Source organism: Novosphingobium pokkalii, assembly GCF_014652855.1.
GTDB lineage: Bacteria > Pseudomonadota > Alphaproteobacteria > Sphingomonadales > Sphingomonadaceae > Novosphingobium > Novosphingobium pokkalii.
In genome coordinates this window covers 145140-170467 of record NZ_BMZP01000001.1, presented here as the reverse complement: position 1 = coordinate 170467, position 25328 = coordinate 145140, and the positions used below count along the sequence as shown (strand labels likewise).

23 protein-coding genes are annotated in these 25328 nt (G+C 67.8%); 4 read left to right on the top strand and 19 right to left on the bottom strand.

Annotation, left to right across the window (positions count from 1 at the left end; genetic code table 11):
* Positions 1 to 4 precede the first annotated feature (4 nt).
* Positions 5 to 922, top strand: a complete 918-nt coding sequence (locus IE191_RS00800; RefSeq protein WP_191322442.1) for a LysR family transcriptional regulator — start codon at positions 5 to 7, stop codon at positions 920 to 922.
* 102 nt (positions 923 to 1024) lie between these two features.
* Positions 1025 to 1546, top strand: coding sequence for a phosphoribosyltransferase (locus IE191_RS00795; RefSeq protein WP_191322441.1), 522 nt, complete (start codon positions 1025 to 1027; stop codon positions 1544 to 1546).
* A gap of 24 nt (positions 1547 to 1570) precedes the next feature.
* Here IE191_RS00795 and IE191_RS00790 read toward each other — a convergent pair whose 3' ends face one another.
* The 19 genes from IE191_RS00790 to IE191_RS00700 form a co-directional block, all read right to left on the bottom strand.
* Complete coding sequence (locus tag IE191_RS00790) at positions 1571 to 2668, bottom strand: nucleoside hydrolase (RefSeq protein WP_229815003.1); 1098 nt, start codon at positions 2666 to 2668, stop codon at positions 1571 to 1573.
* The gene (locus tag IE191_RS00785; RefSeq protein WP_373299212.1) at positions 2652 to 3668 is read right to left on the bottom strand and encodes an adenosine deaminase; all 1017 of its coding nucleotides are present in this window, start codon (positions 3666 to 3668) and stop codon (positions 2652 to 2654) included. Before IE191_RS00785 ends, IE191_RS00790 begins: the two co-directional genes overlap by 17 nt.
* A complete protein-coding gene (guaD, locus tag IE191_RS00780) occupies positions 3658 to 5001 on the bottom strand; it encodes a guanine deaminase (protein WP_191322438.1) in 1344 nt (447 codons plus the stop codon). Before guaD ends, IE191_RS00785 begins: the two co-directional genes overlap by 11 nt.
* Entirely contained in the window at positions 4961 to 5929 is a 969-nt protein-coding gene (gene xdhC, locus IE191_RS00775; RefSeq protein ID WP_191322437.1) for a xanthine dehydrogenase accessory protein XdhC, read from the bottom strand. Before xdhC ends, guaD begins: the two co-directional genes overlap by 41 nt.
* On the bottom strand, positions 5926 to 8232 hold the full coding sequence (xdhB, locus tag IE191_RS00770) for a xanthine dehydrogenase molybdopterin binding subunit (protein WP_191322436.1): 2307 nt from the start codon (positions 8230 to 8232) through the stop codon (positions 5926 to 5928). The genes xdhC and xdhB overlap by 4 nt, the downstream gene beginning before the upstream one ends.
* Positions 8225 to 9661, bottom strand: coding sequence for a xanthine dehydrogenase small subunit (gene xdhA / locus IE191_RS00765; protein WP_191322435.1), 1437 nt, complete (start codon positions 9659 to 9661; stop codon positions 8225 to 8227). Before xdhA ends, xdhB begins: the two co-directional genes overlap by 8 nt.
* Position 9662: 1 nt before the next feature.
* Positions 9663 to 9989, bottom strand: a complete 327-nt coding sequence (gene uraH, locus IE191_RS00760) for a hydroxyisourate hydrolase (protein WP_229815002.1) — start codon at positions 9987 to 9989, stop codon at positions 9663 to 9665.
* Positions 9986 to 11434, bottom strand: coding sequence for an NAD(P)-binding domain-containing protein (locus IE191_RS00755; RefSeq protein WP_191322433.1), 1449 nt, complete (start codon positions 11432 to 11434; stop codon positions 9986 to 9988). Before IE191_RS00755 ends, uraH begins: the two co-directional genes overlap by 4 nt.
* Positions 11431 to 11871 (bottom strand): 2-oxo-4-hydroxy-4-carboxy-5-ureidoimidazoline decarboxylase, encoded by a 441-nt coding sequence (gene uraD, locus IE191_RS00750; protein WP_191322432.1) that lies wholly within the window; start codon positions 11869 to 11871, stop codon positions 11431 to 11433. Before uraD ends, IE191_RS00755 begins: the two co-directional genes overlap by 4 nt.
* Complete coding sequence (hpxZ, locus tag IE191_RS00745) at positions 11868 to 12248, bottom strand: oxalurate catabolism protein HpxZ (RefSeq protein ID WP_191322431.1); 381 nt, start codon at positions 12246 to 12248, stop codon at positions 11868 to 11870. Before hpxZ ends, uraD begins: the two co-directional genes overlap by 4 nt.
* The gene (puuE, locus tag IE191_RS00740; protein WP_191322430.1) at positions 12245 to 13141 is read right to left on the bottom strand and encodes an allantoinase PuuE; all 897 of its coding nucleotides are present in this window, start codon (positions 13139 to 13141) and stop codon (positions 12245 to 12247) included. Before puuE ends, hpxZ begins: the two co-directional genes overlap by 4 nt.
* The gene (locus IE191_RS00735) at positions 13138 to 14331 is read right to left on the bottom strand and encodes a pyridoxal-phosphate-dependent aminotransferase family protein (protein WP_191322671.1); all 1194 of its coding nucleotides are present in this window, start codon (positions 14329 to 14331) and stop codon (positions 13138 to 13140) included. Before IE191_RS00735 ends, puuE begins: the two co-directional genes overlap by 4 nt.
* Before the next feature lie 43 nt (positions 14332 to 14374).
* Positions 14375 to 15607 carry an allantoate amidohydrolase gene (locus IE191_RS00730; protein ID WP_191322429.1) on the bottom strand — a complete coding sequence of 411 codons (1233 nt, stop codon included), beginning with the start codon at positions 15605 to 15607 and terminating at the stop codon, positions 14375 to 14377.
* Positions 15601 to 17190, bottom strand: a complete 1590-nt coding sequence (locus IE191_RS00725; protein WP_191322428.1) for a gamma-glutamyltransferase family protein — start codon at positions 17188 to 17190, stop codon at positions 15601 to 15603. The genes IE191_RS00730 and IE191_RS00725 overlap by 7 nt, the downstream gene beginning before the upstream one ends.
* A gap of 7 nt (positions 17191 to 17197) precedes the next feature.
* Positions 17198 to 18133 carry a 5'-methylthioadenosine/S-adenosylhomocysteine nucleosidase gene (locus IE191_RS00720; RefSeq protein WP_191322670.1) on the bottom strand — a complete coding sequence of 312 codons (936 nt, stop codon included), beginning with the start codon at positions 18131 to 18133 and terminating at the stop codon, positions 17198 to 17200.
* An 8-nt stretch (positions 18134 to 18141) separates the two neighbouring features.
* Positions 18142 to 19467: an NCS2 family permease gene (locus IE191_RS00715; protein ID WP_191322427.1), complete on the bottom strand. Its 1326-nt coding sequence runs from the start codon at positions 19465 to 19467 to the stop codon at positions 18142 to 18144.
* The gene (locus tag IE191_RS00710; RefSeq protein WP_191322426.1) at positions 19464 to 20801 is read right to left on the bottom strand and encodes an AtzE family amidohydrolase; all 1338 of its coding nucleotides are present in this window, start codon (positions 20799 to 20801) and stop codon (positions 19464 to 19466) included. The genes IE191_RS00715 and IE191_RS00710 overlap by 4 nt, the downstream gene beginning before the upstream one ends.
* Positions 20798 to 20986: a hypothetical protein gene (locus IE191_RS00705; RefSeq protein ID WP_191322425.1), complete on the bottom strand. Its 189-nt coding sequence runs from the start codon at positions 20984 to 20986 to the stop codon at positions 20798 to 20800. The genes IE191_RS00710 and IE191_RS00705 overlap by 4 nt, the downstream gene beginning before the upstream one ends.
* Positions 20987 to 21055: 69 nt before the next feature.
* Positions 21056 to 22297, bottom strand: coding sequence for a dipeptidase (locus tag IE191_RS00700; protein WP_191322424.1), 1242 nt, complete (start codon positions 22295 to 22297; stop codon positions 21056 to 21058).
* 54 nt (positions 22298 to 22351) lie between these two features.
* Between IE191_RS00700 and IE191_RS00695 the strand changes: the two genes are divergently transcribed.
* Both IE191_RS00695 and IE191_RS00690 read left to right on the top strand, forming a co-directional pair.
* A complete protein-coding gene (locus IE191_RS00695; protein ID WP_191322423.1) occupies positions 22352 to 23989 on the top strand; it encodes an NAD(P)/FAD-dependent oxidoreductase in 1638 nt (545 codons plus the stop codon).
* Positions 23990 to 24440: 451 nt separating this feature from the next.
* Complete coding sequence (locus IE191_RS00690) at positions 24441 to 25292, top strand: bifunctional 5,10-methylenetetrahydrofolate dehydrogenase/5,10-methenyltetrahydrofolate cyclohydrolase (protein WP_191322422.1); 852 nt, start codon at positions 24441 to 24443, stop codon at positions 25290 to 25292.
* Positions 25293 to 25328: the final 36 nt, after the last annotated feature.

Sequence of the window (25328 nt, the reverse complement as noted above, 5' to 3'; positions counted from 1 at the left end):
CCCGATGCCCGCCTTCTCCCGCTTTCTGCGCTATTTCATGACCGTCGGCCGGCTCGGCTCGATCCGCAAGGCGGCCGATGAATTGAACGTCTCTGCCTCGGCCATCGATCGCCAGATCCTCAATGCCGAGGCCGAACTTGGCATGCCGCTGTTCGAGCGCCTGCCCACCGGCCTGCGCCTGACGGCAGCGGGCGAGATCGTGATGGCGGCGGGCACGCGCTGGCAGAAGGGCCTGGTCGACGTGCGCGCCCAGATCGAGGACTTGCGCGGCCTCAAGCGCGGGCATGTAACGCTGGCGATCATGGACGCGCTGACCAAGGGCTATATTCCGGCGCGCATCCGGGCGATCCAGAACCGCTATCCCGGCATTTCGGTGGACGTGCGGGTGATGGCCAACGAACACATTCGCGGCGCCATTGCCAGTGGCGAGGTCGATTTCGGCATCTGCTTCGATCCGCAGACGTTCCGCGACCTGACCGTGCTGGCCTATGCCAATATCCGCCTCGGTTTCGTGGTGCCGGGTGACCACCCCTTTGCCCGGCGCACCAGCGCGCGCTTTTCGGCCTGTGCCGGCTTGCCGATGATCCTGCCCGCCCCACCGCTCGCCGTGGCGCAGCAAGTGCAGGTTCTGGCCGGCACGTCCAAGATGCCGCTGGAGCGCAAGGCTTCGTCGGACAATATCCAGATGATCACCTCGCTGGTGCTCGAAGGCGTCGGCATCGGCCTGCTGACCTCGCTCGACGTGGCCAATGAAGTGCGCTCGGGCCAGCTTGCCTTCGTGCCGCTCACCGATCCGGTGCTCAAGCCGATGACCCTGGCGCTGTGCACCGCCACTTCGCGCGCCACGTCCTATGCCGCCGATGTCGTGCTTCAGGAAATCCAGCACAGCTTTGCCGCGCTGGACTATATGGACCCCAGTTGAGCAAGCCTGTAAGGGCGGCCCTTTCCACGAATCGGGAACGGCCATAAGCAGAGCCTGCCGGCCTATTTCCTTTGCCAGCCCATCTCGTTGCGGACCCACCCGATGACCCAGCCCGTTTTCGACTACATCGCCTATGACGATTTCCTCGCCGTGGTCCGTTCCCTGGCGCAGACCGTGGGCCAGGATGCCTGGCAACCCGATTTCGTGGTCGGCATCGGTCGCGGCGGCCTGGTGCCGGCGGTCTACATGAGCCAGATCCTGAGCGTGCCGATGCTCTCGATCGACCAGTCGGCCAAGGTACCCGGCTTTGCCGACGAACTGCTGGTCAAGCTGGCGACGATGACCAAGGCCGGGCAGCGCATCCTGATCATCGACGATATCAACGATTCCGGCCGCACCATCGCCCAGGTCCGCCGCCTGCTGCGCGCGCATGAAACGGTGGAAGACCACTTGCGCTTTGCCGTGATGATCAACAATGCGGTGTCGCAGGAAACGGTCGACTATGCCGTGCAGACGATCGATCGCACCACTGACAAGCGCTGGTTCGTGTTCCCGTGGGAAGCGGTTGCCACCACCGACGTGCTGACCGACCAGGCCAACGAAGTGCCCGAACGCCTGGGCTGATCGGCCGGGCTGGCGGTGGGCGTCTTACTTGCCCACCAGCCGCGTCAGCATCGTTTCCAGGCCCGGCACGTCGATCGCCAGGACCACGTCCTGCGCCTGCTCGCCCATGCCGGGGTGATAGGCCTGGTCCCAGCTCAGCGTATCGCCATAGCCGGCGCCCTGCTGGCTGTCGAAATCGATCCACAGCCGGCGCTGCGTTTTCACCAGCGCCGGATCGAGCCATACGGCAGCGGCAATCTCGTCCCACAGCGGAAAGCCGGGCGCCAGCGCCTTGACGAAGCGGTCCACTCCTGGCCGCGCGGCCTTGGCCAGGCGGGCAATGAGCGCGGGCGAAAGTTGCGTGGCGGTGGAGGGATCGACCGGCACCATGGTGATCTTGCGCCAGGGTGCGCGGGCCATGATGCTCGCCGCTTCGGGATCGAAGCGGATGTTGAATTCGCGGCGCGGATTGTTGACGAATTCCCGCGCGAAGTCTGCCGCCGCGCGGTTATCGAGCACCTGGCGCGGATTGAGGCTGCCGCCCATGTAGACCAGTTCGCGCGCCAGGCCGGCAAAGGCCGGGTCCAGCCGCTGCGCCAGGGCCAGGTTGGTCATCGGCCCGCAGGCGACGATGGTGATCTGGCCGGGATACTTGTGCACCATGCGGATCAGGAAATTGGCGGCAATCTCGTCCGCCGGGTGCGTGGTCGGATTGCCGCCGGGCAAGTCCACCGCGTCGAACGGGCCGTGATAGGGCGGCGGCGCCTGCTGCGTGTCTTCCACCCAGCGCTTCATGAACGCGCCCTTGAACACCAGAGGGCCGTGCTGTTGTTCCCAGCGCTCGGTCGCCACCTCGGAATTGAGCAGCGGGAACGTGGCGCCGGGCACGACCGGCACATCGCTGCGGCCGATCCATTCCAGCCCGCGCAGCGCCTGCGCCGTGTTGCGGTTGGCCCAGGCATTGCCCGAAACGGTCGTCAGCCCCAGCACCTCGACCTCGGGCGAAGACAGCAGCATGACCTGCATCAGGCCAAAGCCATCGTCATCGATGATCACTTTGCGCTTTTCTGGCGCGGCATGGGCGGACTGTGCCAGCAGCGCGGCGGCAACCAGCGCGAACAGGGCCTTAAGACGCGGCAGCATAGGCATCGATCTCTTCGAGATGGCGGGCGATGGCATCGGTGGGCAGGAACGAACCGGCAAAACTGTTGCGTGCCAGTTGCACCAGGTCTGCGCGCGACAGGCTGCGGGCCTTGGCCACGGCGAGATAGTTGTCGGCCACATAGCCGCCAAAATAGGCCGGATCGTCGGAATTGACCGTGGCCTTGAGCCCCAGTGCTAGCATGCGATCGAGCGGATGGTCGGCTAGATCGCCGACCACGCAGAGCTTGTGGTTGGACAGCGGGCAGACGGTCAGCGTCATGCCCTGTTCCACCAGCCGCGCCACCAGGCCCGCGTCTTCCAGCGCGCGGTTGCCGTGGTCGATGCGGTCCACGTCGAGCAGGTCGAGCGCTTCGTGCACATAGGCAGGCGGGCCTTCCTCCCCGGCATGAGCCACGCGCCGCAGGCCCTTGGCGGCGGCGGCGGCAAAGACCTCTGCAAACTTGCTGGGCGGATGGCCCACTTCCGAGGAATCGAGGCCTACCGCCGCGATGCGATCGAGCCAGGGTTCGGCCATGGCCAGCGTGGCAAAGGCGGCATCCTGCGACAGATGGCGCAGAAAGCTCATGATCAGGGCGCTGCTCAGCCCATGGCGCGCCTGCGCCTCGGCCATGGCCGAAAGCAGCCCCTCGATCACTTCGGCAAAAGGCACGCCGCGATCGGTGTGGGTCTGCGGGTCGAACATGATCTCGGCATGACGCACGCCATCGGCCGCAGCGCGATCGAAATAGGCCATGGCCAGGTCATGGAAATCCTGCCGGGTCTGCAACACCCCCGCCCCGGCATAATAGATGTCGAGGAAATCCTGGAGGTTGGAAAAGGCATAGGCCGCGCGCACCGCCTCCACGCTGTCATAGGGCAGCGCCACGCCATTGCGCCGGGCGAGCGCAAACATCAGTTCCGGCTCCAGGCTGCCTTCGATGTGCAGGTGCAGCTCGGCCTTGGGCAGGCCACGCACAAAGGCTTCGAGTTCAACCACAATTCGCTCCTTTGGCGCTGTTCTTGTCCCACGCGCATTCGCCCATGATCCAGGTTTGCGCAACCACCCTGTCATCGCCCAGGATCTGCATGGCAAAGAGCCGTTCGGCGAGACTCGCCCCGGCGCAGCGCCGCGCCAGCAGCGTCGTGGCGGCCTGGTCCAGCACCACGAAATCGGCTTCCTGCCCCACCGCGAGCGCGCCCACCTTGTCGGCGATATGCAGCAGGCGCGCGCTGCCGGTGGTGGCGAGATAGAGCGCGCGGAACGGATCGAGCCGTTCCTCGCGCGCCAGTGCCGCCTGGTAGGCCTGCCCCTGGGTGTAAAGCATCGAAAAGCTGGTGCCCGCGCCGATATCGGTGCCCAGCCCCAGCTTGACGCCATGGCGATCCGCCTGGCCGAAATGGAAGAAGCCCGAGCCGAGGAACAGGTTGGAGGATGGGCACACGGCAATCCCCGCGCCGCTCTGCGCCAGACGCGCGCACATCCGCTCGCTCAGATGAATGCCGTGGGCGAACACGCTGCGCTCTCCCACCAGGCCAAAGCGATCGTAGACGTCGAGATAGTCCGCCGCCTCGGGAAAGCGCGCGGCAACGGCGGCGCATTCGTGGCGGTTTTCCGCAAGGTGCGTGTGCAGCAGCACGTCGCCGTGCGTGGCCAGCAACTCTCCGGCCAGCGCCAGTTGTTCATCGGAGGAGGTCAGCGCGAAGCGCGGCGTGATCGCGTAGGACAAGCGCCCCCGGCCATGCCAGCGCGCAATCAGCGCCTCGGTCTCTGCCCGCGCCGTGGCCAGGCTGTCGCGCAGGCCCTCCGGCCCCAGGTCCATCAGCACTTTGCCCGATGCCAGGCGCAGGTTGCGGGCCAGGGCCGCCTCGAACAGGGCATCGACCGAGCCTTCGTGCACCGTGGCAAACACCAGGGCAGACGTGGTCCCGTGGCGCAGCAGTTCGGCAAGGAATGCCTGCGCCAGGGCATCGGCATGGCTGCGATCGGCAAAGGCCTTTTCGGCGGGGAATATGTGCCGCTCCAGCCAGTCGAGCAACTGCTCCCCGTGCGAGGCGATGCGATCCATCTGCGGATAATGGACATGAGCGTCGATGAAGCCGGGCACGATCAGGCCGTGGATCGGCGTGACCGGCACATGGGCAAAGCAGTGGGCCAGGTCGGCATGATCGCCGCGCGCGACAACGATGCCGTCTTCCACCACCAGCAGGCCATCGGCCTGGTGGGACACGGCATCGGGCGCGTGGAGTGGATCATCGCTCACGCTGAGAATTTCGCCACGAAAGGCGTGAAGCTTACCCAAGTACTGAAACTTTCTCTGGTTTTTCGGTGACATGCTGCGGCAACCGGAGAAGTTGTGCGAGCACCGCGATTGCAATCACGTCCGGTTCCTTGCCGGTGATGCCGTCCACGCCGATCGGGCAGGTCAGCCGGCCCGGCGCGGCGCCATCCAGCCCGTCGGCGGCCAGGCGCGAGACGAAGCGGGCGCGCTTGGTGGCCGATCCGATCAGGCCGATGAAGCCTGCCCCCGGCCGTTGCAGCGCCGCCCGCGTCAGGCGGTAATCGAGCGCATGATCGTGAGTCAGGATCACGATGGCGGCTTCGTCCGGCGCTTGCGCAACACAGGTGACGATGTCCTCCTCGGGCACCACGGTCACCCCGTCGAGGCTGGCGAACATTGGGCGCGTGTCGAACCAGCACAGCCGCAGCGGCAGGCCGGGCAGATGCCGGGCAATCGCCTGGCCGACATGGCCGGCGCCGAACAGATAGACCGGGCGGCGCCACTGCCCCACCGGCTCGATCACCCGCGTTCCCGCCTCGGGCTTTTCCCCCCGCGCCGAAAGCGGGGTCGGCTGGCCCTGGGCAATCCAGTGCCGATCGATGCGCGTGGCGCCGAAATGGCTGACCAGCAGCGCCCCATCAGCCCCGCCCCTTTCAGACAGGCCTTGCAGCGGCGCCAGGCTCTGCGCATCGAGATGCTCGACCAGCAGGCGCACCCGCCCGCCGCAGCATTGGCCCAGCAGCGGGCCAAGCGGATAGTCCTGGATGCGCCAGGTGCCCGGCGGCAGATCGAGCACGCGGCGTGCCTGTTCCACCGCCTGGAATTCCAGCGCGCCGCCGCCGATCGTGCCCCAGGTCCGCGCCGCGCTCACCAGCATGCGGGTGCCCGGCCCGCGCGGGGCAGAGCCTTCGCAGGCCAGCACCGAAAGCATGGCCAACGGCTCTTCCTGCGCCCAGCCGCGCGCCACGTCCCACCACATCATGCCCGCACACCATCACGTTGCCGCGCTAAGGCGGCCAGGATGCGCTCGGGCGTGGCCGGGGCATCAAGCATGGGCCAGCCTGCCTCGGGACAGGTGGCGGCAATTGCCGCGCCAAGTGCCGAAAACACCGCATTGGCCAGCATGAACGGCGGCTCCCCCACGGCTTTCGAGCGATGGATCGTGGGCCGGTGGTTGGCGCCGTCCCACAGGGTGACGTGCAAGTGATCGGGGCGGTCGTTGGCGGTGGGGATCTTGTAGGTGGACGGCGCGTGGGTGAGCAGGCGGCCCGCCGCGTCCCACACCAGTTCCTCGCTGGTCAGCCAGCCCTGCCCCTGGAGGAAGCCGCCCTCGATCTGCCCCTTGTCGATCGCCGGGTTCAGCGATCGGCCGCAGTCGTGCAGGATATCGGCGGCCAGCACGCGATGTTCGCCAGTCAGCGTGTCGATCACCACTTCGGCCAGCGCCGCACCATAGGCGAAGTAATAGAACGGCTGGCCCTGGTGCGCGGCGCGGTCGTAATGCAGATCGGGCGTGGCATAAAAGCCGGTGGCGGACAGCGAAATCCGCGCCATGTGCGCCCTGCGGCACAGCGTGGCCCAGGGCATCCGCTCCCCGCCGGCCTGCACTTCGCCCCCGGCAAAGACCACCGCGTCGATCTCGCAACCAAAGGTGCGGGCACAGAAATCTGCCAAGCGCGCGCGGATCGTTTCCGCCGCATCGAGCGCGGCCATGCCGTTGAGATCGGCGCCGGAAGAGGCCGCCGTGGCCGAGGTGTTGGGCACTTTGTCGGTGCGCGTGGCGGTGATCCGCACTTGGTCCAGGCCCACGCCAAAGGCCTGCGCCACCACTTGCGCCACCTTGGTATAGAGGCCCTGGCCCATCTCGGTGCCGCCGTGGTTGATCTGGATCGACCCGTCGGCATAGACGTGCAGCAACGCGCCCGCCTGGTTGAGGTGGGTGGTGGTAAAGCTGATGCCGAATTTCACCGGAGTGAGCGCCAGTCCTTTCTTGAGAATGGCACTTTCCGCATTGAACCGCGCCACGGCGGCCTGCCGCTCGTCATAGCGGGCATCGCTGCGCAGCCGGGCAATCAGGTCGGGCGCGATATTGTCGGCCACCACCATGCCATAAGGCGTCACATCGCGACCCGGACCATAGAGATTGGCCACGCGAACGGCCAGCGGATCGCGGCCGAGGTGGCCCGCCACGGCATCCATCACCCGCTCGATCGCCAGCATCCCCTGCGGCCCGCCAAAGCCGCGAAAGGCCGTGGCGGACACCATGTTGGTCTTCAGCCGCTCCGACACGATTTCCACGTCGCCCAGGAAATAGGCATTGTCGGCATGGAACATCGCGCGGTCGTTGATCGCGGGGGACAGGTCCACCGTGGCGCCGCAGCGCGAGGCAAGGCGCAGGCACAACCCCGCGATCCGCCCCTCGGCATCGAAGCCGACCTCGTAATCCACCACGAAATCGTGGCGCTTGCCGGTCTGCACCATGTCGTCGTCGCGGTCGGCGCGAAACTTGGCCGGGCGCCCGGTGTGATGCACCACCAGCGCGGCGGCGGCGGCATAGAGCGCGGCCTGGCTTTCCTTGCCGCCAAAGGCCCCGCCCATGCGCCGCACTTCCACCGTCACGTCGGCACTGCTGCGGCCCAGCATGTGCGCAACCAGGTGCTGCACTTCGCTGGGATGCTGGGTAGAGGACAGCACATGGACCTGCCCGTCTTCCAGCGGGCGGGCGAGCGCGATCTGCCCTTCGAGGTAGAAATGATCCTGTCCGCCCATGGCGAGTTGGCCAGACAGGCGATGCGGCGCGGCGGCAAGGGCAGCGACGGCATCACCGCGCGCCATGCGCTGGGTCGGCTCGATCAGGCTTTGCGCGGCGCGGGCCTGTTCCACCGTCAGGATCGGTTCCTGCGCGTCATAGTCGATCCGGCCGAGCCGGGCCGCCTGGCGCGCGGCGCGGCGGCTGGTCGCCGCCACCAGGAACAGCGGCTGGCCCAGCCAGACCACTTCGCCGTCGGCCAGCAGACGATCATCGCCGGCCACCGGCGAGACATCGTTGGCGCCGGGAACATCGGCGGCGGTATAGACGGCCACCACGCCCGGCGCGGCGCGCACGGCGTCAAGGTCCATCGCCACGATCCGGGCGCGGGCGTGGGTGGAGGTGCCGAAAGCGAGGTGGAGCAAGTCCGGCGTTTCGGGCTCGTCGTCGATATAGCGCGCCTGGCCCGCCACATGCAGGTGGGCGCTATCATGGCGCAGCGGCGCGCCGACCACGGAGAGCGAAGCATCAGCCATGGACCACCTCCTGCACGCGCACGGCCTGGCCCTGCGCCTGGTGCCACAGGCGCCAGACCAGATTGCCCGCCGCCTCCAGGCGATAGGCAGCGCTGCCGCGCACGTCGCTGAGCGGCGCGAAATCGGCCCGGATCGCCGCAGCCGCCGCCGCCATCGTGGCTTCGTCAAACGGCGCGCCGATCAGCGCCGCTTCGGTCTGCGCCGCGCGGCGCGGGGTTGCCGCCATGCCACCGAACGCCACGCGCGCCGCCGTGATCGTGCCCTGTTCCACCCGCAGCCAAAACGCGCCGCAAACGGCCGAGATATCGCTGTCGAAACGCTTGGAAAGCTTGGACATATGCACGATGTCCGGGCCTTGCGGACGCGGCACGAACAGGCATTCGACGAATTCGTCGCTCGCCCGGTCCTGCTTGCCATAGGCCAGGAAGAAGTCTTCCAGCGGCATCGTCCGCCGCCCGCGCGCCGAACGCAGGGTGAGCGTGGCGCCCAGCGCGATCAGCGCGGGCGGCCCATCGCCGATGGGAGAGCCATTGGCGATATTGCCACCGATGGTGCCGGCATTGCGCACCTGCAAGCCGCCGATGCGCCGCACCAGCTCGCCCAGCTCAGGGCTGAGGCGCGAAAGCGCGGCATGGGCATCGGCATAGCGCACCGCGCCGCCGATGGTCAGACCGTCCGGGCTTTCGGCCAGCGCATTCAGTTCGGGCACGTCGCCCACGAAAATCACCGTGTCGAGATCGACCAGCTTCTTGGTCACCCACAGGCCCACGTCGGTCGCTCCTGCGACGATCCGCGCGCCGGGGTATTGGGCCAGCAGCGTGGCCAGGGCATCGGCATTGTCGGGGATGAACCAGCGCGCCGTGCTGCCACCGGGCAGCGTGGCATGGCCGCAGGCCGGGCCAGCCGTGGCCGCCTGGCGCAACAGGTCGAGCGTGGCGCGGTCGTCATGGGGCAGCGCCGGGTGGCGTTCGCCCGCTTCGAGCAGCGGGCCATAGCCGGTGCAGCGGCACAAGTTTCCGGCCAGCACGTCGCCCACCGGCAAATCGGCACCAACGGCGCCGATTGCCCGCCCGTGCAGCGACATGACGAAGCCCGGCGTGCAGAACCCGCATTGCGACGCGCCGTTGCAGGCCATGGTCTGTTGCAGCGGAGTGAGCTGGTCACCCAGGCCATTGACCGTGAGCACCGCCTTGCCATGCAGCATCGGCAGAAACTGGATGCAGGCATTCACCGCGCGCCAGACCAGCCGCTCCTCGCCCGCCACCGGCGTTCCCACCAGCACGGTGCAGGCCCCGCAATCGCCTTCGCCGCAGCCTTCCTTGGTCCCGGTCCTGCCGGGCCGCGCGCGCAGGAAATCGAGCACGGTGTCCCCCGGCGCCACACTGTCCAGCGCCACCAGCTCCCCGTCGCAGACAAACCGCAAGGCCACGTCAGCTCCCCCGATAGGTGGAATAGGCCCAGGGCGATGCCAGCAGCGGCACGTGGTAATGCCCCTCTGCCACCACGCCGAAATGGATCGGCACCACGTCGAGGAACGGCGGATCGGGCAGGTCCGCCCCTTGCTCGCGGAAATAGTCGGCGACATGGAACGCCAGGGTATAGGCCCCCGCCGCCAGCGCCGGAAAATCGCGCAACCGGCCATCGCCATCGGTCTCGCCTTCGGCCAGCAGGCTGTCGGCCGACCACAGCATGATCCGCATGCCCGCTGCCGGGCGGCCGCTCACGGTGTCGAGCACATGGGTGGAGAGGCTGCTCATGCCGCTTCTCCCACCGGGGCCGGGCGCGGCCACTGGCCGACGAATTCTTCCTCGTCATAGGCCAGGAACTGATCGAGCAGCGCCTCGCGATCATCGAGGAACAACTGGTCGGCAATTCCGCGCACCAGGCGCGGCAGGGCGTTCTTCATGCCCGAGAGCGCCGAGGCGGAGAGGCCCAGGCTGATCAGCGCGGAATAGTTGAACGCGAACAGGCCGTGCAGCAGCGCCGCACCTTCCGGCGTGCGCGGCAGGAACTCGAACGCCGGACCCAGATAGGGATGCGCGTCGATCAGGGCGTTGCGTTCTGTTTCGGGCATGGCCACGCGATCCCCCCAAAGCGCAATATGCGGGGCCAGCGCGGCCAGTTCGGGCCGCAGGCGCGGATCGGAAACGAGGCCGGTCGAGAGGATCACGAAATCGAAGGCAAAGCGATCGTGCGGCGTGGTGACGATCACTTGCCCGTCTTCATGCGCCACGCTTTCCCACGGGCTGCCCAGATGCAGGGCAAAGCCTGGCCAGCTTGCCGCGCGGTTGAACGTGTCGTTGGTCGGTGGCTGGTTGTGCGACAGGAACGCGGCCATGGCGCGATACTTTTCCGCGTCGGCCAGCGCCGGATAGCGCGCGGTAAAGCCCACCCGCTCCATGAAGCGGATCGGATTGATGCGCGGCAGCACCTTGCGCCGCATGAACACGTGCACTTCGCCCACGCCCTGCGCCAGCGCGTGGTTGGCATTGTCAAAGGCGCTGGCCCCGCCGCCCAGGATGCCGATGCGCTTGCCCTTGAGCGCGGCAAAATCCACCGGCTCGCTGGTGTGGGCGTAAAGCGTTCGGGGCAGGTTGTCCCGGATCATCGCCGGGGTGTGCCATTCGCCGCCGCCCTGGATGCCGGTGGCCAGCACGACCTTGCGCGCCAGCACGGTATCGCCATCGGCCAGGGCCACGCGATAGATTCCGTCAGCGGCGGGAGTGATGGCCGTGACCTTCGCCTCGTTGCGCACCGGCAGGTTCAGCACACGGCGATACCAGCGCAAGTATTCCATCCAGACCCCGCGCGGGATCTTGTCGAGCGCCTGCCACGCCGCCGCGCCGAAGCAGGCTTCGTACCAGGCCTGCGGAGTCAGTGCGGGAATACCGTAGTCGATCGGCGTCAGCCCCTTGGGCGTGCGCAGCGTGATCATCCGGGCATAGGTTTCCCACGGCCCTTCGTAACCGGCGGGATTTTCATCCAGCACCAGGATATTGTTGATCCGCTCGCGCTTGAGGCCGAACGCGGTGGCGAGGCCACTCTGCCCGCCGCCCACGATCACCACGTCATGGACGTGGCCTTCGGGATGGCTGCGCGGGCGCGTCCAGTCCGGGCCAAAGCTGTCCACCAGCGCCAGTTGCCGCGCCAGCTCGGCCTCCAGCGCAGCAAGTGCTTGGGTATCAATAGCCATGTCGCTCATGCCATATCCTCCAGACGAAGCCGGGTGATCTTGCCGATTTCGGCAAGCGCCGTGGCGATTTCGGTTTCGGTGTCATTGCCCGCGCGCGCCGCCATCGCGGCCAGGATGCCGGCCTTGTCGGTCAGCCGCACACAGATGATGAAGGGCATGGCATGCGCCGCGCGATAGGCATCATTGAGCGCATGGAACCGCGCGAATTCCTCCGGCGTCAGGCGGTCGAGACCGGCCGAGGCCTGTTCGGCGGCCGAAGCCTGGGTGAGGGTGCCATCGATCGCCGCCTTGCCGGCTAGTTCCGGGTGGGCGCGGATCAGGGCAAGCTGCTCCTCCCGCGTGGCGGCGTAAACCACTGCCATCAGGTCGGCATGGCGATCGCCCGAAGACGGTGCGGCATCGGCGCGTTCCTCAACCCAGGGGGAATGCTCGAACAGGGCGGTCAATGGCTGTCCCCTTCCAGGCTGACATGGGCCGAAACGACTTTCCAGCCATCGGCGAATTTCACCCAGGCCTGGCTTTGCCGACCGCGCCGTGCCGAACCTTCGCGAAAGAATTCGGCGTCGGCGGTGGCAAAGCGCTCGCCATAGACCGTGATCGCCACGCGGCCCAGGCGCCGCTGCGGCGAACCGCCGCGTCCTTTCCGAAATTCGCGGATCGCCTCGATGCCATAGAGCACTTCGCCCACGCCAAAGCGGTTGGTGGTCGGCGCATCGTGAAACAGCGCGTCCATTGCCGGAATGTCGTCGGCCATCAGCGCGCGCTCGTATGCGGCAAAGGCGGCTTCCATTTCGGCAAGCAGCACGGGATCGTCGATGGTCATGCCGCCTGCTCCCCGCAATGATGCGTGGCGATCCAGTGCCGCGCGATGTCCAGCCGCGTCGCCAGCCAGCCGCGCCCATCGGCCAACACGTGATCGACAAACCGCGCCACGGCCCGCGCCCGGCCCGGCCGCCCGGCAATGCGGCCATGCAGGCCCACGCTCATCATGCGCCCGCCTTCCTCGGCCAAATGGTCATAGGTGTCGCGCAGATAGCGGAAGAACTGCTCACCCTCGGTAAAGCCGTTGAGCGCCACCATCTTCATGTCGTTGGCATCGAGGCTGTAGGGCACGATCAGTTGCGCGCGGCCATGCTGCCTGTCCCAATAGGGCACGTCGTCGGCATAGCTGTCGGCGTCATAGACAAAGCCGCCCTCCTGCGCGACGAGGCGCGCAGTCTGGGGGCTGGTGCGGCCCTGATACCAGCCCAGCGGGCGGTTGCCGGTCAACTGCGTGTGCAGGGCAATTGCCTGGGCGATATGCTCGGCTTCCACCGCTTCGGGCACGTATTGATAATCGATCCAGCGCAAGCCGTGGCTAGCCACTTCCCAACCGGCCTTGAGCATCGCGTCCACCGCCGCCGGGTTCATCGCCATGGCGCTCGCCACGCCGAACACCGTCACCGGCACGCCGCGTTCGGTAAACAAGCGGTGCAGCCGCCAGAAGCCGGCGCGGCTGCCATATTCATAGAGGCTTTCCATCGCCATGGCCCGCGCCGGATGGCGCGCGGCGCCGACCATGTCGGACAGGAACCCCTCGGACAGTTCGTCGCCATTCAAGACGCAGTTTTCGGCGCCTTCTTCGTAATTGATCACGAAGTTCACCGCCACGCGCGCGCCGCCGGGCCACTGCGCCTCGGGTGGCTCCGCGCCATAGCCGACAAGGTCGCGCGTCATGCCGCCATCTCCGCGTCCCACGCTGCCAGCGCAGCGGGCACAGCCGCACCCAGCGGCAGCGACACGCCTTCCGCCGCGAGGCAGGCTTCCAACGCGCCGAGCGTGAGCAAGACCTTGTGCTTCATGGCGTTGTAGCCCATCGCGCCCAGGCGCCAGATCTTGCCAATCAGCGGGCCGAACGCGGTGCCGATCTCGATCTCGAAATGCTCGCGCATTGCCCGGCGCACCGCTTCGCCATCCACAACCTGCGGAATATAGACGCCGGTCACATTGGTCATGCGGTGGGCATCATCGCCAAACAGCGTCAGCCCCATGGCGCGCAGGCCCGCGCTCATCGCTGCGCCGGCGGCCTTGTGGCGGCGGAAGCGCGCCTCCAGCCCCTCGCCCAGCGCCACCCGCGCGCATTCCCGCGCGCCATAGAGCATGGTTGTCGCCTCGGTATGGTGATTGAGGCGCTTCTCGCTCCAGTAATCCATGATCATCGCAAGGTCGAAATAATTCGACGGAATGCGCGGGCCACTGCCGTCCACGGCATCGGCGGCGCGAATGCCTTTCTCGTCATGGCGGCGGGCAAAGATCGCCTCGGCCGCCGCATCGGAAACGGTGATCGGCGCGCTGCCCGATGGCCCGCCCAGGCATTTCTGCAAGCCGCCGGTCACCACGTCCACGCCCCAGCGATCGGCCGCGATCTCCATGCCACCCAACGTTGCCGTGGCATCGACATAGACCAGCGCGCCCACTTCACGCGCCACCGCGCCGATCCCGTCGAGCGGCTGCGCCATGGTGGTGGAGGTATCGCCGTGCACGGTGCAGATCAGGCGCGGCTGCACGCGCAGGGCAGCTTCGCGGATCGCCTCCATCGGCACGACTTCACCCCAGGGCGCATCGACGGTTTCGAACCGGGCGCCGATCCGCGTAAGAATTTCCTGCAAGAGCAGGCCAAAGCGGCCGAAATTGACCACCAGCGCCACTTCGCCGGGCTGGATCAGGCTGACCAGCGAAGCCTCGATCGCGGCCCGCGCGGTGCCGTCGATCAGCATGGTCCACTGGTTCTGCGTGCCGAACACCGGGCGATAGAGCGCCATGACCTGGTTCATGTAGCCGGTCATTTCCGGGTCGAACTGGCCCAGCAGATCGGCGCTCATCGCGCGCAGCACGCGAGGATGGGCATTGACCGGCCCCGGCCCCATCAACAGGCGCTGGGGGGGATCGATTTCGCCAAACAGCAGCGGATCAAGCACAGGACGCTCCCAGGTTCTCGATAAAGCCGAGCATCACCGCCAGCGCGGCCTGCGCATCGGCGGGTTCGACATGCTCGGCCGGATTGTGGCTCACGCCATCGCGGCAACGGATGAACAGCATCGCGGTGGGGCACAGTGCAGCCATGATCATGGCGTCATGCCCGGCCCCGGAAACAAGCCGGCGTGGCGGATGGCCCGTGGCAACCAGCGCGGCCTCCAGCAGGTCCATCAGCGCCGGATCGCAAGGCGACGGGGGCAGATCGTGAATCAGGCGATGGTTCAGCACCAGTCCGCGCCGGGCGGCGATGGCGGCGATTTCGGCCAGGATCGCCTTGGCGGCCCGGTCGCGCCGTGCGGCCTCTCCGGCGCGCACGTCGATGGTGAAGCGCACTTCGCCGGGGATCACGTTGGCCGCGCCGGGCAGAGCCTCGATCCGGCCCACGGTGGCCACCAGGTCGCTGGCGTCGGCGCCGGCGATGCGCTCGATCGCCAGGATCATCTCGGCCGTGCCGGCCAGGGCATCGCGGCGCAGCGGCATGGCGCACGTGCCGGCGTGGCCGGCCAGCCCCTGCACCACCACTTCATAACGCAGTTGCGCGGCAATGCCGGTGACCACGCCCAGCGCCAGCCCCTCGGCTTCCAGCACCGGCCCCTGCTCGATATGCGCTTCGAGATAGGCCAGCGCGCCGGGGTGGCGCGCGGCGAGCAGGCCCTCGGGCGCCAGGCTCCACTCCGCCATGGCCGCGCGCAGCGAAACGCCGCTGGCGTCGGCCATCTCCGGCACCTGGTCCAGCACACCGGCCAGGGCCTTGCTGGTCAGCATCGCGGCGGGAAAGCGGCTGCCTTCCTCGTCGCCAAAGGCAATGACCTCGATGGGGAACGGCATGCGCCGCCCGGCCTCATGCAGCGCCGCCACGCATTCGACGCCCAGCATCACGCCCAGCGGGCCATCGTAAAACCCGCCATCGCGCACGCTGTCGATATGGCTGGCGATGAGCAGCGGCGGGCCATCGCCCGTGCCTTCATAGCGCCCGATCAGGTTGCCCGCGCCGTCGATGCGCGTCGCCATCCCGGCGTCGGCCATCCACGCCGCCACTTGCGCCACGCTGGCGCGGTGTGCCGGGGAAAGCCAGCCGCGATAGAGCCCGCCGTCCATGTCGGAATAGGGCGCACGGCCCAACGCCTCGCAGCGCGCCACGGCGCGATGTCCACCACCGCTCACCATGCCGCCACGCCCCCGTCGCTGCGCGGATCGGTCGCGCCATCCAGGCGGCCATCGGCATGGCGCACGATCGCCCCGGCATGGCCCATCATCGCGGTCAACGGCCCGACGCGCTCGACCTGATGCCCTGCTGCGGCCAGCGCGGCATAGGTTTCGGGCGCAAAGCCATCCTCGATCTTGAGCGTTGTGCTGTCCTCGCCCCAGGTGCGGCCCAGGAGCCAGCGCGGTGCGCTGATTGCGTCTTGCAGGTCCATCCCGTGCCACACATGGCGGCTGAATACAGCGGCCTGCGTCTGTGGCTGGCCTTCCCCGCCCATCGTGCCATAGGCCATCACCCGCCCGTCGTTCAGCTCCGCCAGCGCGGGATTGAGCGTGTGGAACGGCTTGCGCCCGGGCTTGAGCGCGTTCCACCCGCTTTCGGCCAGGCGGAACGAGGCGCCCCGGTTTTGCCAGGTAATGCCGGTCTTGGGCAGCACCAGCCCCGAACCGAACTCGAAATAAGTGCTCTGAATCGCCGAGACGACTTGCCCCTGCGCATCGGCCGCGCCGAACCAGCAGGTATCGCCCCATTGCGAGGGCTGTGGCCAGGGCAGCGCGCGCGCCGGATCGATCCGCGCGGCCATGGCATCGAGCGTGACGCCATCGCTCAGCAAATCCTGCGCCGCCACCGTCATGTAGGCCGGATCGCCGCAATGCGCGTCGCGCCACAGGAACGCCTGTTTGGTTGCCTCGACCAGGCGGTGGACATGGTCGAACCCTTCGCCTTCGCTGATACCGGCGCATTCGGCCAGCGCCAGGATCAGCAGCGACGCGACCCCCTGCGTGGGTGGCGCGGCGTTATAGAGCGTGCCGGCCCCAGTCTGCACCTGCAACGGCGTAGGCCGCGTGGCGCGGTGGGCGGCAAGGTCGGCGGCGCTGACCGGGCTGCCCAGCACGGCGAGATCGGCCGCCACCTCGGCCGCCAGCGCGCCGGTGTAGAAATCGGCAAGGCCCGCCTCACCCAAGCGCGCCAACGTGGCCGCCAGCGCGGGCTGGCGCAGCACATCGCCCTCGCACAAGGGCCGCCCTTCCGGCTCGAACACCTGGGCATAGGCACCCGGCTGCGCGCGCAGTTCCGGTCCCTTGGCCGCCGCCAGAGCGGCATGCCCAGCCGTCACCGCCACGCCTGCCTCGGCATGGGCAATGGCCGGAGCCAGCAGGCGGACAAGCGGCAGGGACGAAGGCTCGGTGGCCAGCACCGCATCCCAAGCCGAAAGCGTGCCCGCCACGGTATTGGCTGCCAGCGGCCCGCGCCAGGGCACCGCCGCATGGCCGCTGTAGAGGTCCAACGTCGCCGCCTGCGCCGCGCCGCCCACGCCATGGACGGAATGCACGCGCCCGTCCGCTTCGCGGATCAGCCAGAAGCCATCGCCGCCAATCCCGGTCATGTGCGGATAGACCACGGCCAGCGCGGCGGCCACGGCGATCGTCGCCTGGGCCGCGCTGCCGCCATCCTTGAGCACGTCGAGCCCGGCCTGCGCGGCCAGGTGATGCGGCGCGGTGACGATCCCGCTCCGGCCGCTCACGGTATGAAGCACCCGCGCCATGGCCGTCTCAGTTCGGCAGCGCGGTGACGAACGCGCGCACCACCGTAGCCGCGTTCACCGACGCGACGTGATCGAAGACATATTCCATGTTGTGATCGGCATCCCCGCCGGCGAGGTCGGACAGCGAGCGGAACACGATCGCCGGCACCCGGTTGGCATAGGCTACCTGGATCACCGCCGCGCTTTCCATGTCGAGCAGGCGGGCATGCCAGGCGCGGAACAGATATTCGCGAAACTGCGCATTGTCGGCATAGACGCCCGCCGAAACCCCGGTGCCGCCCACTTCCACCTTGGGATCGTGCGGCAGGCAAAGCTGGCTTTGCGCGCTCTGCCCGGCACCCGGCGCGGCGCAGCGCTTGAGCACCAGGCCCGCCGCCACCTTGCGCGCCAGGGCCACCAGCGCCGGATCGGCGGCAAGCAGGATGTGGTTCTTCGCCGGCTCGGCCGCATTGCCCACGCGGGTGCCGTTGGGGAAGATGAACTGCCAGTTTTCCGGCGCGCCCACCGGGCTGGGCGACGGCGTCTGCCAGCCCTTGTCGGTCTGGCGGGCAAACATCACTTCCAGATATTGCCCCCATTGTTCGGGCACGGACACGTCGCCGATGCTCAGCGCGGGGTCCACGCCACCGGCCACGCCGGAAAAGACGATGCGCTTCACCCGGAAATGGTCGATGGCAAGCTGCGTGTTCATCGCGGCGTTGACCATCGACACCCCGCTCGACATCAGGATCACCGGCCGGCCCGCGAGGGTGCCCAGCACGATCTCCCGATCGTTGACTTTCACCCGACGGCCATGGGTGATCACCGCCGCCATGGCCTCCCATTCCGGGGCATAGGCGGTCAGCACCAAGGTGCGCGGCACGGGATCGAGCAGGCGCGCCGTGGCATGGGCCGCTTGCGGGGCGGCCAGCAAAGCGGCGGCAGCGGCCAGCAGGGACTTCATCTTGCGCATCAGGCTGCTCCCATCCACACGAACCGCGCGACGAACAGCGCCGCCAACACGAACAGGAACCAGTCGCTGGTGCGCGCGCGGCCGCGCAGCAGGGTGAGCACGGCATGGGCGGTGATGCCCAGCGCCAGACCATTGGCGATCGAGAAGGTCAGCGGGATCATCGCCACGGTCAGGAACGCGGGGATCGCCGCCATCGGGTCTTCCCACTCCACCTCGGTCAGCGGCAGCAGCATCAGCCCGCCCACAATGATCAGCGCCGGGGCCGTGGCCGCCAGCGGCACGAGCTGGGCATAGGGCGCCACGAACATCGTCGCAAAGAACAGCACGCCGGTGACGATCGCGGTCAACCCGGTGCGCCCGCCAGCCTGCACCCCCGCCGCGCTTTCCACGTAGGAGGTCACGGTGCTGGTGCCCGCCAGCGCGCCGACCATCGTCGCCACCGCGTCGGTAATGAGGATGCGGTTGAGGCCCGAAATGCGCCCGGCCTTGTCCATCAGCCCGGCGCGCTTGGTCACGGCCACCAAGGTGCCGATATTGTCGAACAGATCGACGAACAGGAAGACGAAGACGATCTCCACCACTCCGCCCGACAGCTTGAGCACGCCGGGCAGATCGAGCTTGAAGGCCGTGGCGGTCAGCGCGTCGAGCGAATAGGGCTGCGGCGCAACGTGCACCATGCCGGAAAACCAGCCCACCAGCGTGGTGGCGACAATGCCCAGCAGCATGGCGCCGCGGACGTTCCACACCGAAAGCACGCCGATGATCAAAAGGCCCAGCAGCGCCAGCGCCGGCCCCGCGCTCTTGAGGTTGCCCAGCGCCACCAGCGTGGCCGGGTTGCCCACCACGATGCCGGCATCCTTCAACCCGATGAAGCCGATGAAGAGGCCGATACCCCCGGCGACGGCGGCAAACAGATAGTTGGGAATGACCGAGACGATCAACTGGCGCACACCCGTGAGCGTCAGGATCAGGAACACCAGCCCCGAAATCATCACGCAGCCCAGCCCCACCGGCCAGGGCACGTGCATCTGCCCGACCACGGTGAACGCGAAATAGGCGTTAAGGCCCATGCCCGGCGCCAGGGCCAGCGGCGTATTGGCCGCCACGCCCATCAGCACGGAAGCAAAGGCTGCGGCAAAGCAGGTCGCCGCCGCCACGGCCGCCACCGGCATCCCCGCCTGGCCGAGGATGGAGGGGTTGACCAGCACGATATAGGCCATGGTCAGGAACGTGGTGGCCCCCGCCACCACTTCGGTGCGCAGCGTGGTGCCTCGCCCGGAAAAATCGAAATAAGCGCCGATCTTCTGCGCCACGCTGTCCGTCATTGCCATTCCCCTGAAATTTCCCCCGGCGCAGTGGCGCCCGTCACGCCCCGCTCTTCCAGCATTTGTGCACATGCGAACAGGGCTGTCTCGCCAAAACGGCGTCCGATCAGTTGCAGGCCCAGCGGCAATTGCCCCGGCCGGTGCAGCGGCACGCACAGCGACGGCAGGCCCAGGAACGTGATCGGCTGGGTATGAATGCCAAGATCGGCCCGAGCCGGCACCATGGCCCCGTCGATCACGATGCGCGGATCGGCGATCGGCGGCGCCACGCAGGGCGTGGCCGGGGCCAGCAGCACGTCCACCCCGGCCGCTTCCATCAGCGCATCGACATGGTCACGCGCCTGCGCCCGCAGGGCTTGCGCCGCTTCATAGAGCGCGGGGGGCAGCAGGCTGCCGGCGGTCAGCCGATCGCGCACCGCCGGGTCATAGCCCATCGCCGCGCGCGCCAGATCGGCGCGGTGCAGCGCGCCGCCTTCATAGGCGGTAATCAGGAACGCGGCAGAGCGATAGCGCGCCAGATCGGGCAGCACGACGCAAGGCCCTTCGCCCGCCACAGCGGCAATCGCCGCCGCCTGCGCCGGATCGCGGTTTTCGGCAAAGCGCCCGCCCAGCCAGCCCAGGCGCGGCGCGTCGGTTGGCGCAGCATCGATCCGGCCGGACAGCACAGCCCACACCGCGCGCAGATCGGCCAGATCGCTGGTGAACGGGCCGATATCGTCAAAGCTGTGGGCAAAGGGAAACGTGCCGTCGAGCGGCAGGTCGGCATGGGTCGGCTTCAGGCCATAGAGCCCGCAAAGGCTCGCCGGCACGCGGATCGAGCCGTTCGTGTCAGACCCCAGCGCAAAGGCGAGATGCCCGGCGGCGACCACCGCCGCAGACCCACCGGACGATCCGCCAGCCAGGCGCGCCGGATCGTGCGGATTGCGCGTCGTGCCGTGCCGCGCATTGATCGTGGCAAAGCCATAGGCGAACTCGTCCATGTTGAGCGTCGCCACCAGCACCGCGCCGGCCTGCGCCAGGCGCCGCACGCTTTCCGCGTCGGCACTGGCCGGAGCCGCCCCGGCGCGCACGGCAGAGCCGGCCGTGGTCACTTCCCCGGCGACGTCGAACAGATCTTTCACGCCATAGGGCACCCCGGCCAACGGCCCCGGATCGCGCCCCTGCGCCACCAGTGCATCGACGCGGGCCGCTTCGTCCAGCGCGCGGGCGGGCAGCAGGCGCGTGACCGCCACATGCCGGTCGGCGGCCAGGCGGGCCAGCGCCGCCTGCGCCAGATCGACCGCGCGCACCTGGCCGCTGCGCACGGCGGCGGCCTGCTCCAGCGCGCCGATCACGCCGGCTTTCCGGCAAAGATCGCGGCGTGGCGGGCCAGCAGGTCCAGGTTGGCGACCACCCCCGGCAGGCATGGCGCGGGAATGGTCCAGCCATGGCGGGCAGCGCAGGCCTGCGCTTCGGCTTCGCTGCGCGGCAGCTTCGGAACAGTGTTTTCGGGCGTGTCGGCCATGGTGTCGACCGTCATAGCCGCCACCCCCCTATCGATCCAACGCAATGATCGGAACGGATCGTTGCAAAAATTAGCGCGGGTCGATCACTGCGCCGTTGCAGCACCCGCCCGCTCGCGCGCGCTTTCGGCTTCCGCCGCCGTCAGCACGCGCAGCACGTTGCCGGACCAGATCTTGTCCACATCCGCCTCGCTATAGCCCGCGCGCAGCAGCGCGGCGGTAACCTTGGGCAGGTCGGCCACGTCTTCCAGCCCGGCCACCCCGCCGCCGCCATCCCAATCCATGCCGATGCCGACATGATCGACACCGGCCACGGTCAGCGCATGGCGCAGATTGGCCATGAAATCGTCGAAGCCCGCGCGCGCTTCGGGCCATTGCCGGTCGATCGCGTGGCGCTGCGCGAGGTAATCCGCCCGCTCGGCCGCGCTCAGGGTGCGATGTTCGGGATAGCGCTGCTCCAGCGCATCGAGCGCGGCCTTGCGCTGCGGATCCTGCACCAGCTTCTTCACATAGACCGAATTGATCTGGATGACCCCGCCCTGTGCCGCCAGCGCGCGCAGATGGGCGTCGTCGATGTTGCGCGGATGATCATAGACCGCCTTGCAGCCCGAATGGCTGAGCAGGATCGGCGCTTTCGACAGGCGCAGCGCATCGTCGAGCGCGGCATCGGAACTGTGCGAAAGATCGGCCACCACGCCCAGCCGGTTCATTTCCGCCAGAAGCTGGACGCCCGCCGGGCTCAGGCCATCCCACTTGGGCGCATCGGTGCTGCTGTCGGCAAACTGGTTGGTGCGGAAATGGGCAAAGCCGGAAATCCGCACGCCCAAGGCATGGAAAGCCTGGAGCAACGTTGGGTCATCGCCCAGCGGCCAGGCGTTCTCGATGGACAGATAGACCACCCGGCGCCCGCTCGCGGCAATCGGCGCGGCGTCGGCGGCCTTGTCGGCCAGGGCAAAGGCCTCGGGATGGGCGGCAACCATGGCGTGGATCGCCACCGCGCGGGCAAAGGCATAGTCGCGCGCCGCCCGCGTGCTGGCCGGATCGAGCGGGCCTTGCGGGGTATAGATCGCCCAGAACCCGCCATCGAGGCCGCCGGCGATCATGCGCGGCACGTCTACCTGCGTATAATCGTCGCGCACGCTGTGGCGCTGGGTGATCGACCAGCCCGGCAGCACGAGCGAAGCCGGGGTGTCGAGATGGGTGTCGAGCGTCAGCGCGCGCTCGTGCACCGCGCGCTCGGCCTTGGTCGGCAGCGGCACATCGGCCAGGGCCGGCGATGCCAGGGACATGGCGACGAGCGCGGCGATGGCGGGACGGGGGAAACGCATGGTCCCTTTCATCCGGCTTTCCCTTCGGCAGCGCAAGGGGTAGAGGCGCACCCCATGTTGCGCCTTACCGAACTCAAGCTGCCGCTCGATCACGCCCCCGAAGCCATGCTGCCGGCCATTGCCGCGCGACTGGGCGTGAGCGAAGCGCAGATCCTGCGCCATGCCGTGGCCAAGCGCGGCAACGATGCGCGCCGCAAGAACGCGATCCAGCTCGTCTACGCCGTGGACGTGACCCTGTCCGACGCCGACGAAGCCGAAGTGCTGGCCCGCCTGGCAGGCGACACCCACGTGCGCCCCGCGCCCGACACCAGCTACCGCTTTCCCGTGCGCGCGCCCGAAGGCTGGACAGCGCGCGAGGGCGACCGCCCGGTGGTCATCGGCGCTGGTCCCTGCGGCTTGCTCGCCGGCCTGATCCTGGCGCAGATGGGCCTCAAGCCGATCATCATCGAGCGTGGCAAGGCGGTGCGCGAACGCACCAAGGACACCTGGGCACTGTGGCGCAAGTCGGTGCTGACGCCGGAATCCAACGTGCAGTTCGGCGAAGGCGGTGCCGGCACCTTTTCCGACGGCAAGCTCTACAGCCGGATCAAGGACCCGCGCCATCTCGGCCGCAAGGTGCTGGTCGAATTCGTCAAGGCCGGCGCGCCCGACGATATCCTGACCGAAGCCCACCCCCACATCGGCACATTCCGCCTCGTCACCATGGTGATGTCGATGCGCGAAACCATAGAGAAGCTGGGCGGCGAATACCGTTTCGGCACGCGGGTGGACGATTTCGCGGTGGAAACCGATGCGCAAGGCGAGCGCCGCCTGGCCGGGCTGCACTTGTCCAACGGAGAATACCTGCCCGCGCGCCGCGTGATCATGGCCGTCGGCCATTCCGCGCGCGACACCTTCGAAGTGCTCTACAACCGCGGCGTGCATATCGAGGCCAAGCCCTTTGCCATCGGCGTGCGCATCGAGCATCCGCAGAGCCTGATCGACCAGGCCCGCTATGGCGCCTGCGCCAAGCATCCGATCCTGGGGCCGGCGGCCTATGCCCTGGCGCACCAGTGCAGCAACGGCCGCTCGGTCTACAGCTTCTGCATGTGTCCGGGCGGGCGCGTGGTCGCCGCTGCCAGCGAGGAAGGCCGCGTCGTCACCAACGGGATGAGCCAGTATTCCCGTGCCGAATTCAACGCCAATTCCGGCCTGGTGGTGGATATCACGCCGGAACGCGATTTTCCCGGGCATCCGCTGGCCGGCATTGCCCTGCAACGCCACTGGGAAGAACGCGCGTTCGTGGCCGGCGGGTCGAACTACCAGGCGCCGGGCCAGAAAGTGGGCGATTTCCTCGCCCGCCGGCCCAGCACCGAATTGGGCAGCATCGTGCCCAGCTACCAGCCTGGCGTGCACCTGACGGAGCTGGAAACCTGCCTGCCCGATTTCGTCACCGATGCCCTGCGCGAAGCCCTGCCCGTGTTCGGGCGCCAGATGGCGGGCTATGACCACCCGGACGTGGTGATGACCGGCGTGGAAACCCGCACGTCGTCGCCGGTACGGATCACGCGCGGCAAGGATCTGCAAAGCCTCAATACGCGCGGGCTCTATCCGGCGGGCGAAGGCGCCGGCTATGCCGGGGGGATTCTTTCGGCCGCTGTCGACGGCATTCGGGTGGCCGAGGCCCTGGCGGCAGAGCTTCTCGCAGCCTGATTCGCGGGCAACGATGCCTTGTCCGCCGCCGGCAGCAAGGCATCGTGCAAGAAAATCGGCGATGCGCATACCAATGCAGTCTCAGATTGGTATCGTCGCAGGAAAGATTAGCGCTATCATGGCGCACCATGCAAATTCATAAAATCGTTTGCATTTTTCCCGAGACGTGCTGACCGCCGCTGTCAATCCAGCGTTTCCGGGACTTACGATTGCAAAAAATGCATCTTTCCTTGCAAGAAACGCATTTGCCTCTGCGCGGCGGTTGCGTCATCCCAATAAGGCCTTTCAGGCATCCTCTCCCAAAACTTCCAGAGCCGATCGGATTTCCGACCGGCTCTTTTTTTGTCCGCGTGATCCGCCCAGACGCAAAATTAGTATGCAACACATACAATATTTGCGATATGGCGCGGCGCAGGCAAAAGCCGATTTCACACCTGCCTGGGGAGAGAACATGGCAACGCTTATCGATGGCAAGGCGATCGCCCGCGCCCTTTCGCAAACAACGGCCCAGGCTGTCGCCGGGATGGTGGCGCAGGGCCGTGGCGCACCGGGCCTGGCCGTCGTGCTGGTGGGCAACGATCCGGCCAGCGAAGTCTATGTCGGCCGCAAGATCAGCCAATGCGCCAAGGTCGGCATCCATTCGATCGAGCACCGCCTGCCGGCCGACACTGCGCAAGCCGATCTGCTCGCGCTGATCGCCGCGCTCAATGCCGATCCCGGCGTGCACGGCATTCTGGTGCAGTTGCCGCTGCCGGCGCAGATCGACGCGGGCAAGGTGCTCGATGCGATCGATCCGGCCAAGGATGTCGACGGATTCCACCCGGTCAACGTCGGCCGCCTGTCCACCGGCACGGGCGGGCTGGTGCCCTGCACGCCGCTCGGCTGCATGATGCTGCTCGACACGGTGATCGACAACTATCGCGGGCTCGATGCCGTGGTGATCGGCAAGTCCAACATCGTCGGCAAGCCGGTGGCCATGCTGCTGCTGGAACGCGAATGCACCGTCACCGTCACCCACATTGCTACGCAGGGCCTGCCCGATATCGTGCGCAAGGCCGATATCGTGGTCGCCGCCGCCGGTGCGCCCGAACTGGTCAAGGGCGACTGGATCAAGCCCGGCGCCGTGGTGATCGACGTGGGGATCACCCGCGTGACGCAGCCCGACGGCACCACCCGCCTGGTCGGCGATTGCGCGGCGGCGGAAATGGACCACGCCCGCGCCGTCACCCCGGTGCCCGGCGGCGTTGGCCCGATGACCATCGCCTGCCTGCTGGCCAACACGGTACAAGCCGCGCAAGCCTGACCCACAAAAAGCCCCCTCCTCTTCAGAGGAGGGGGT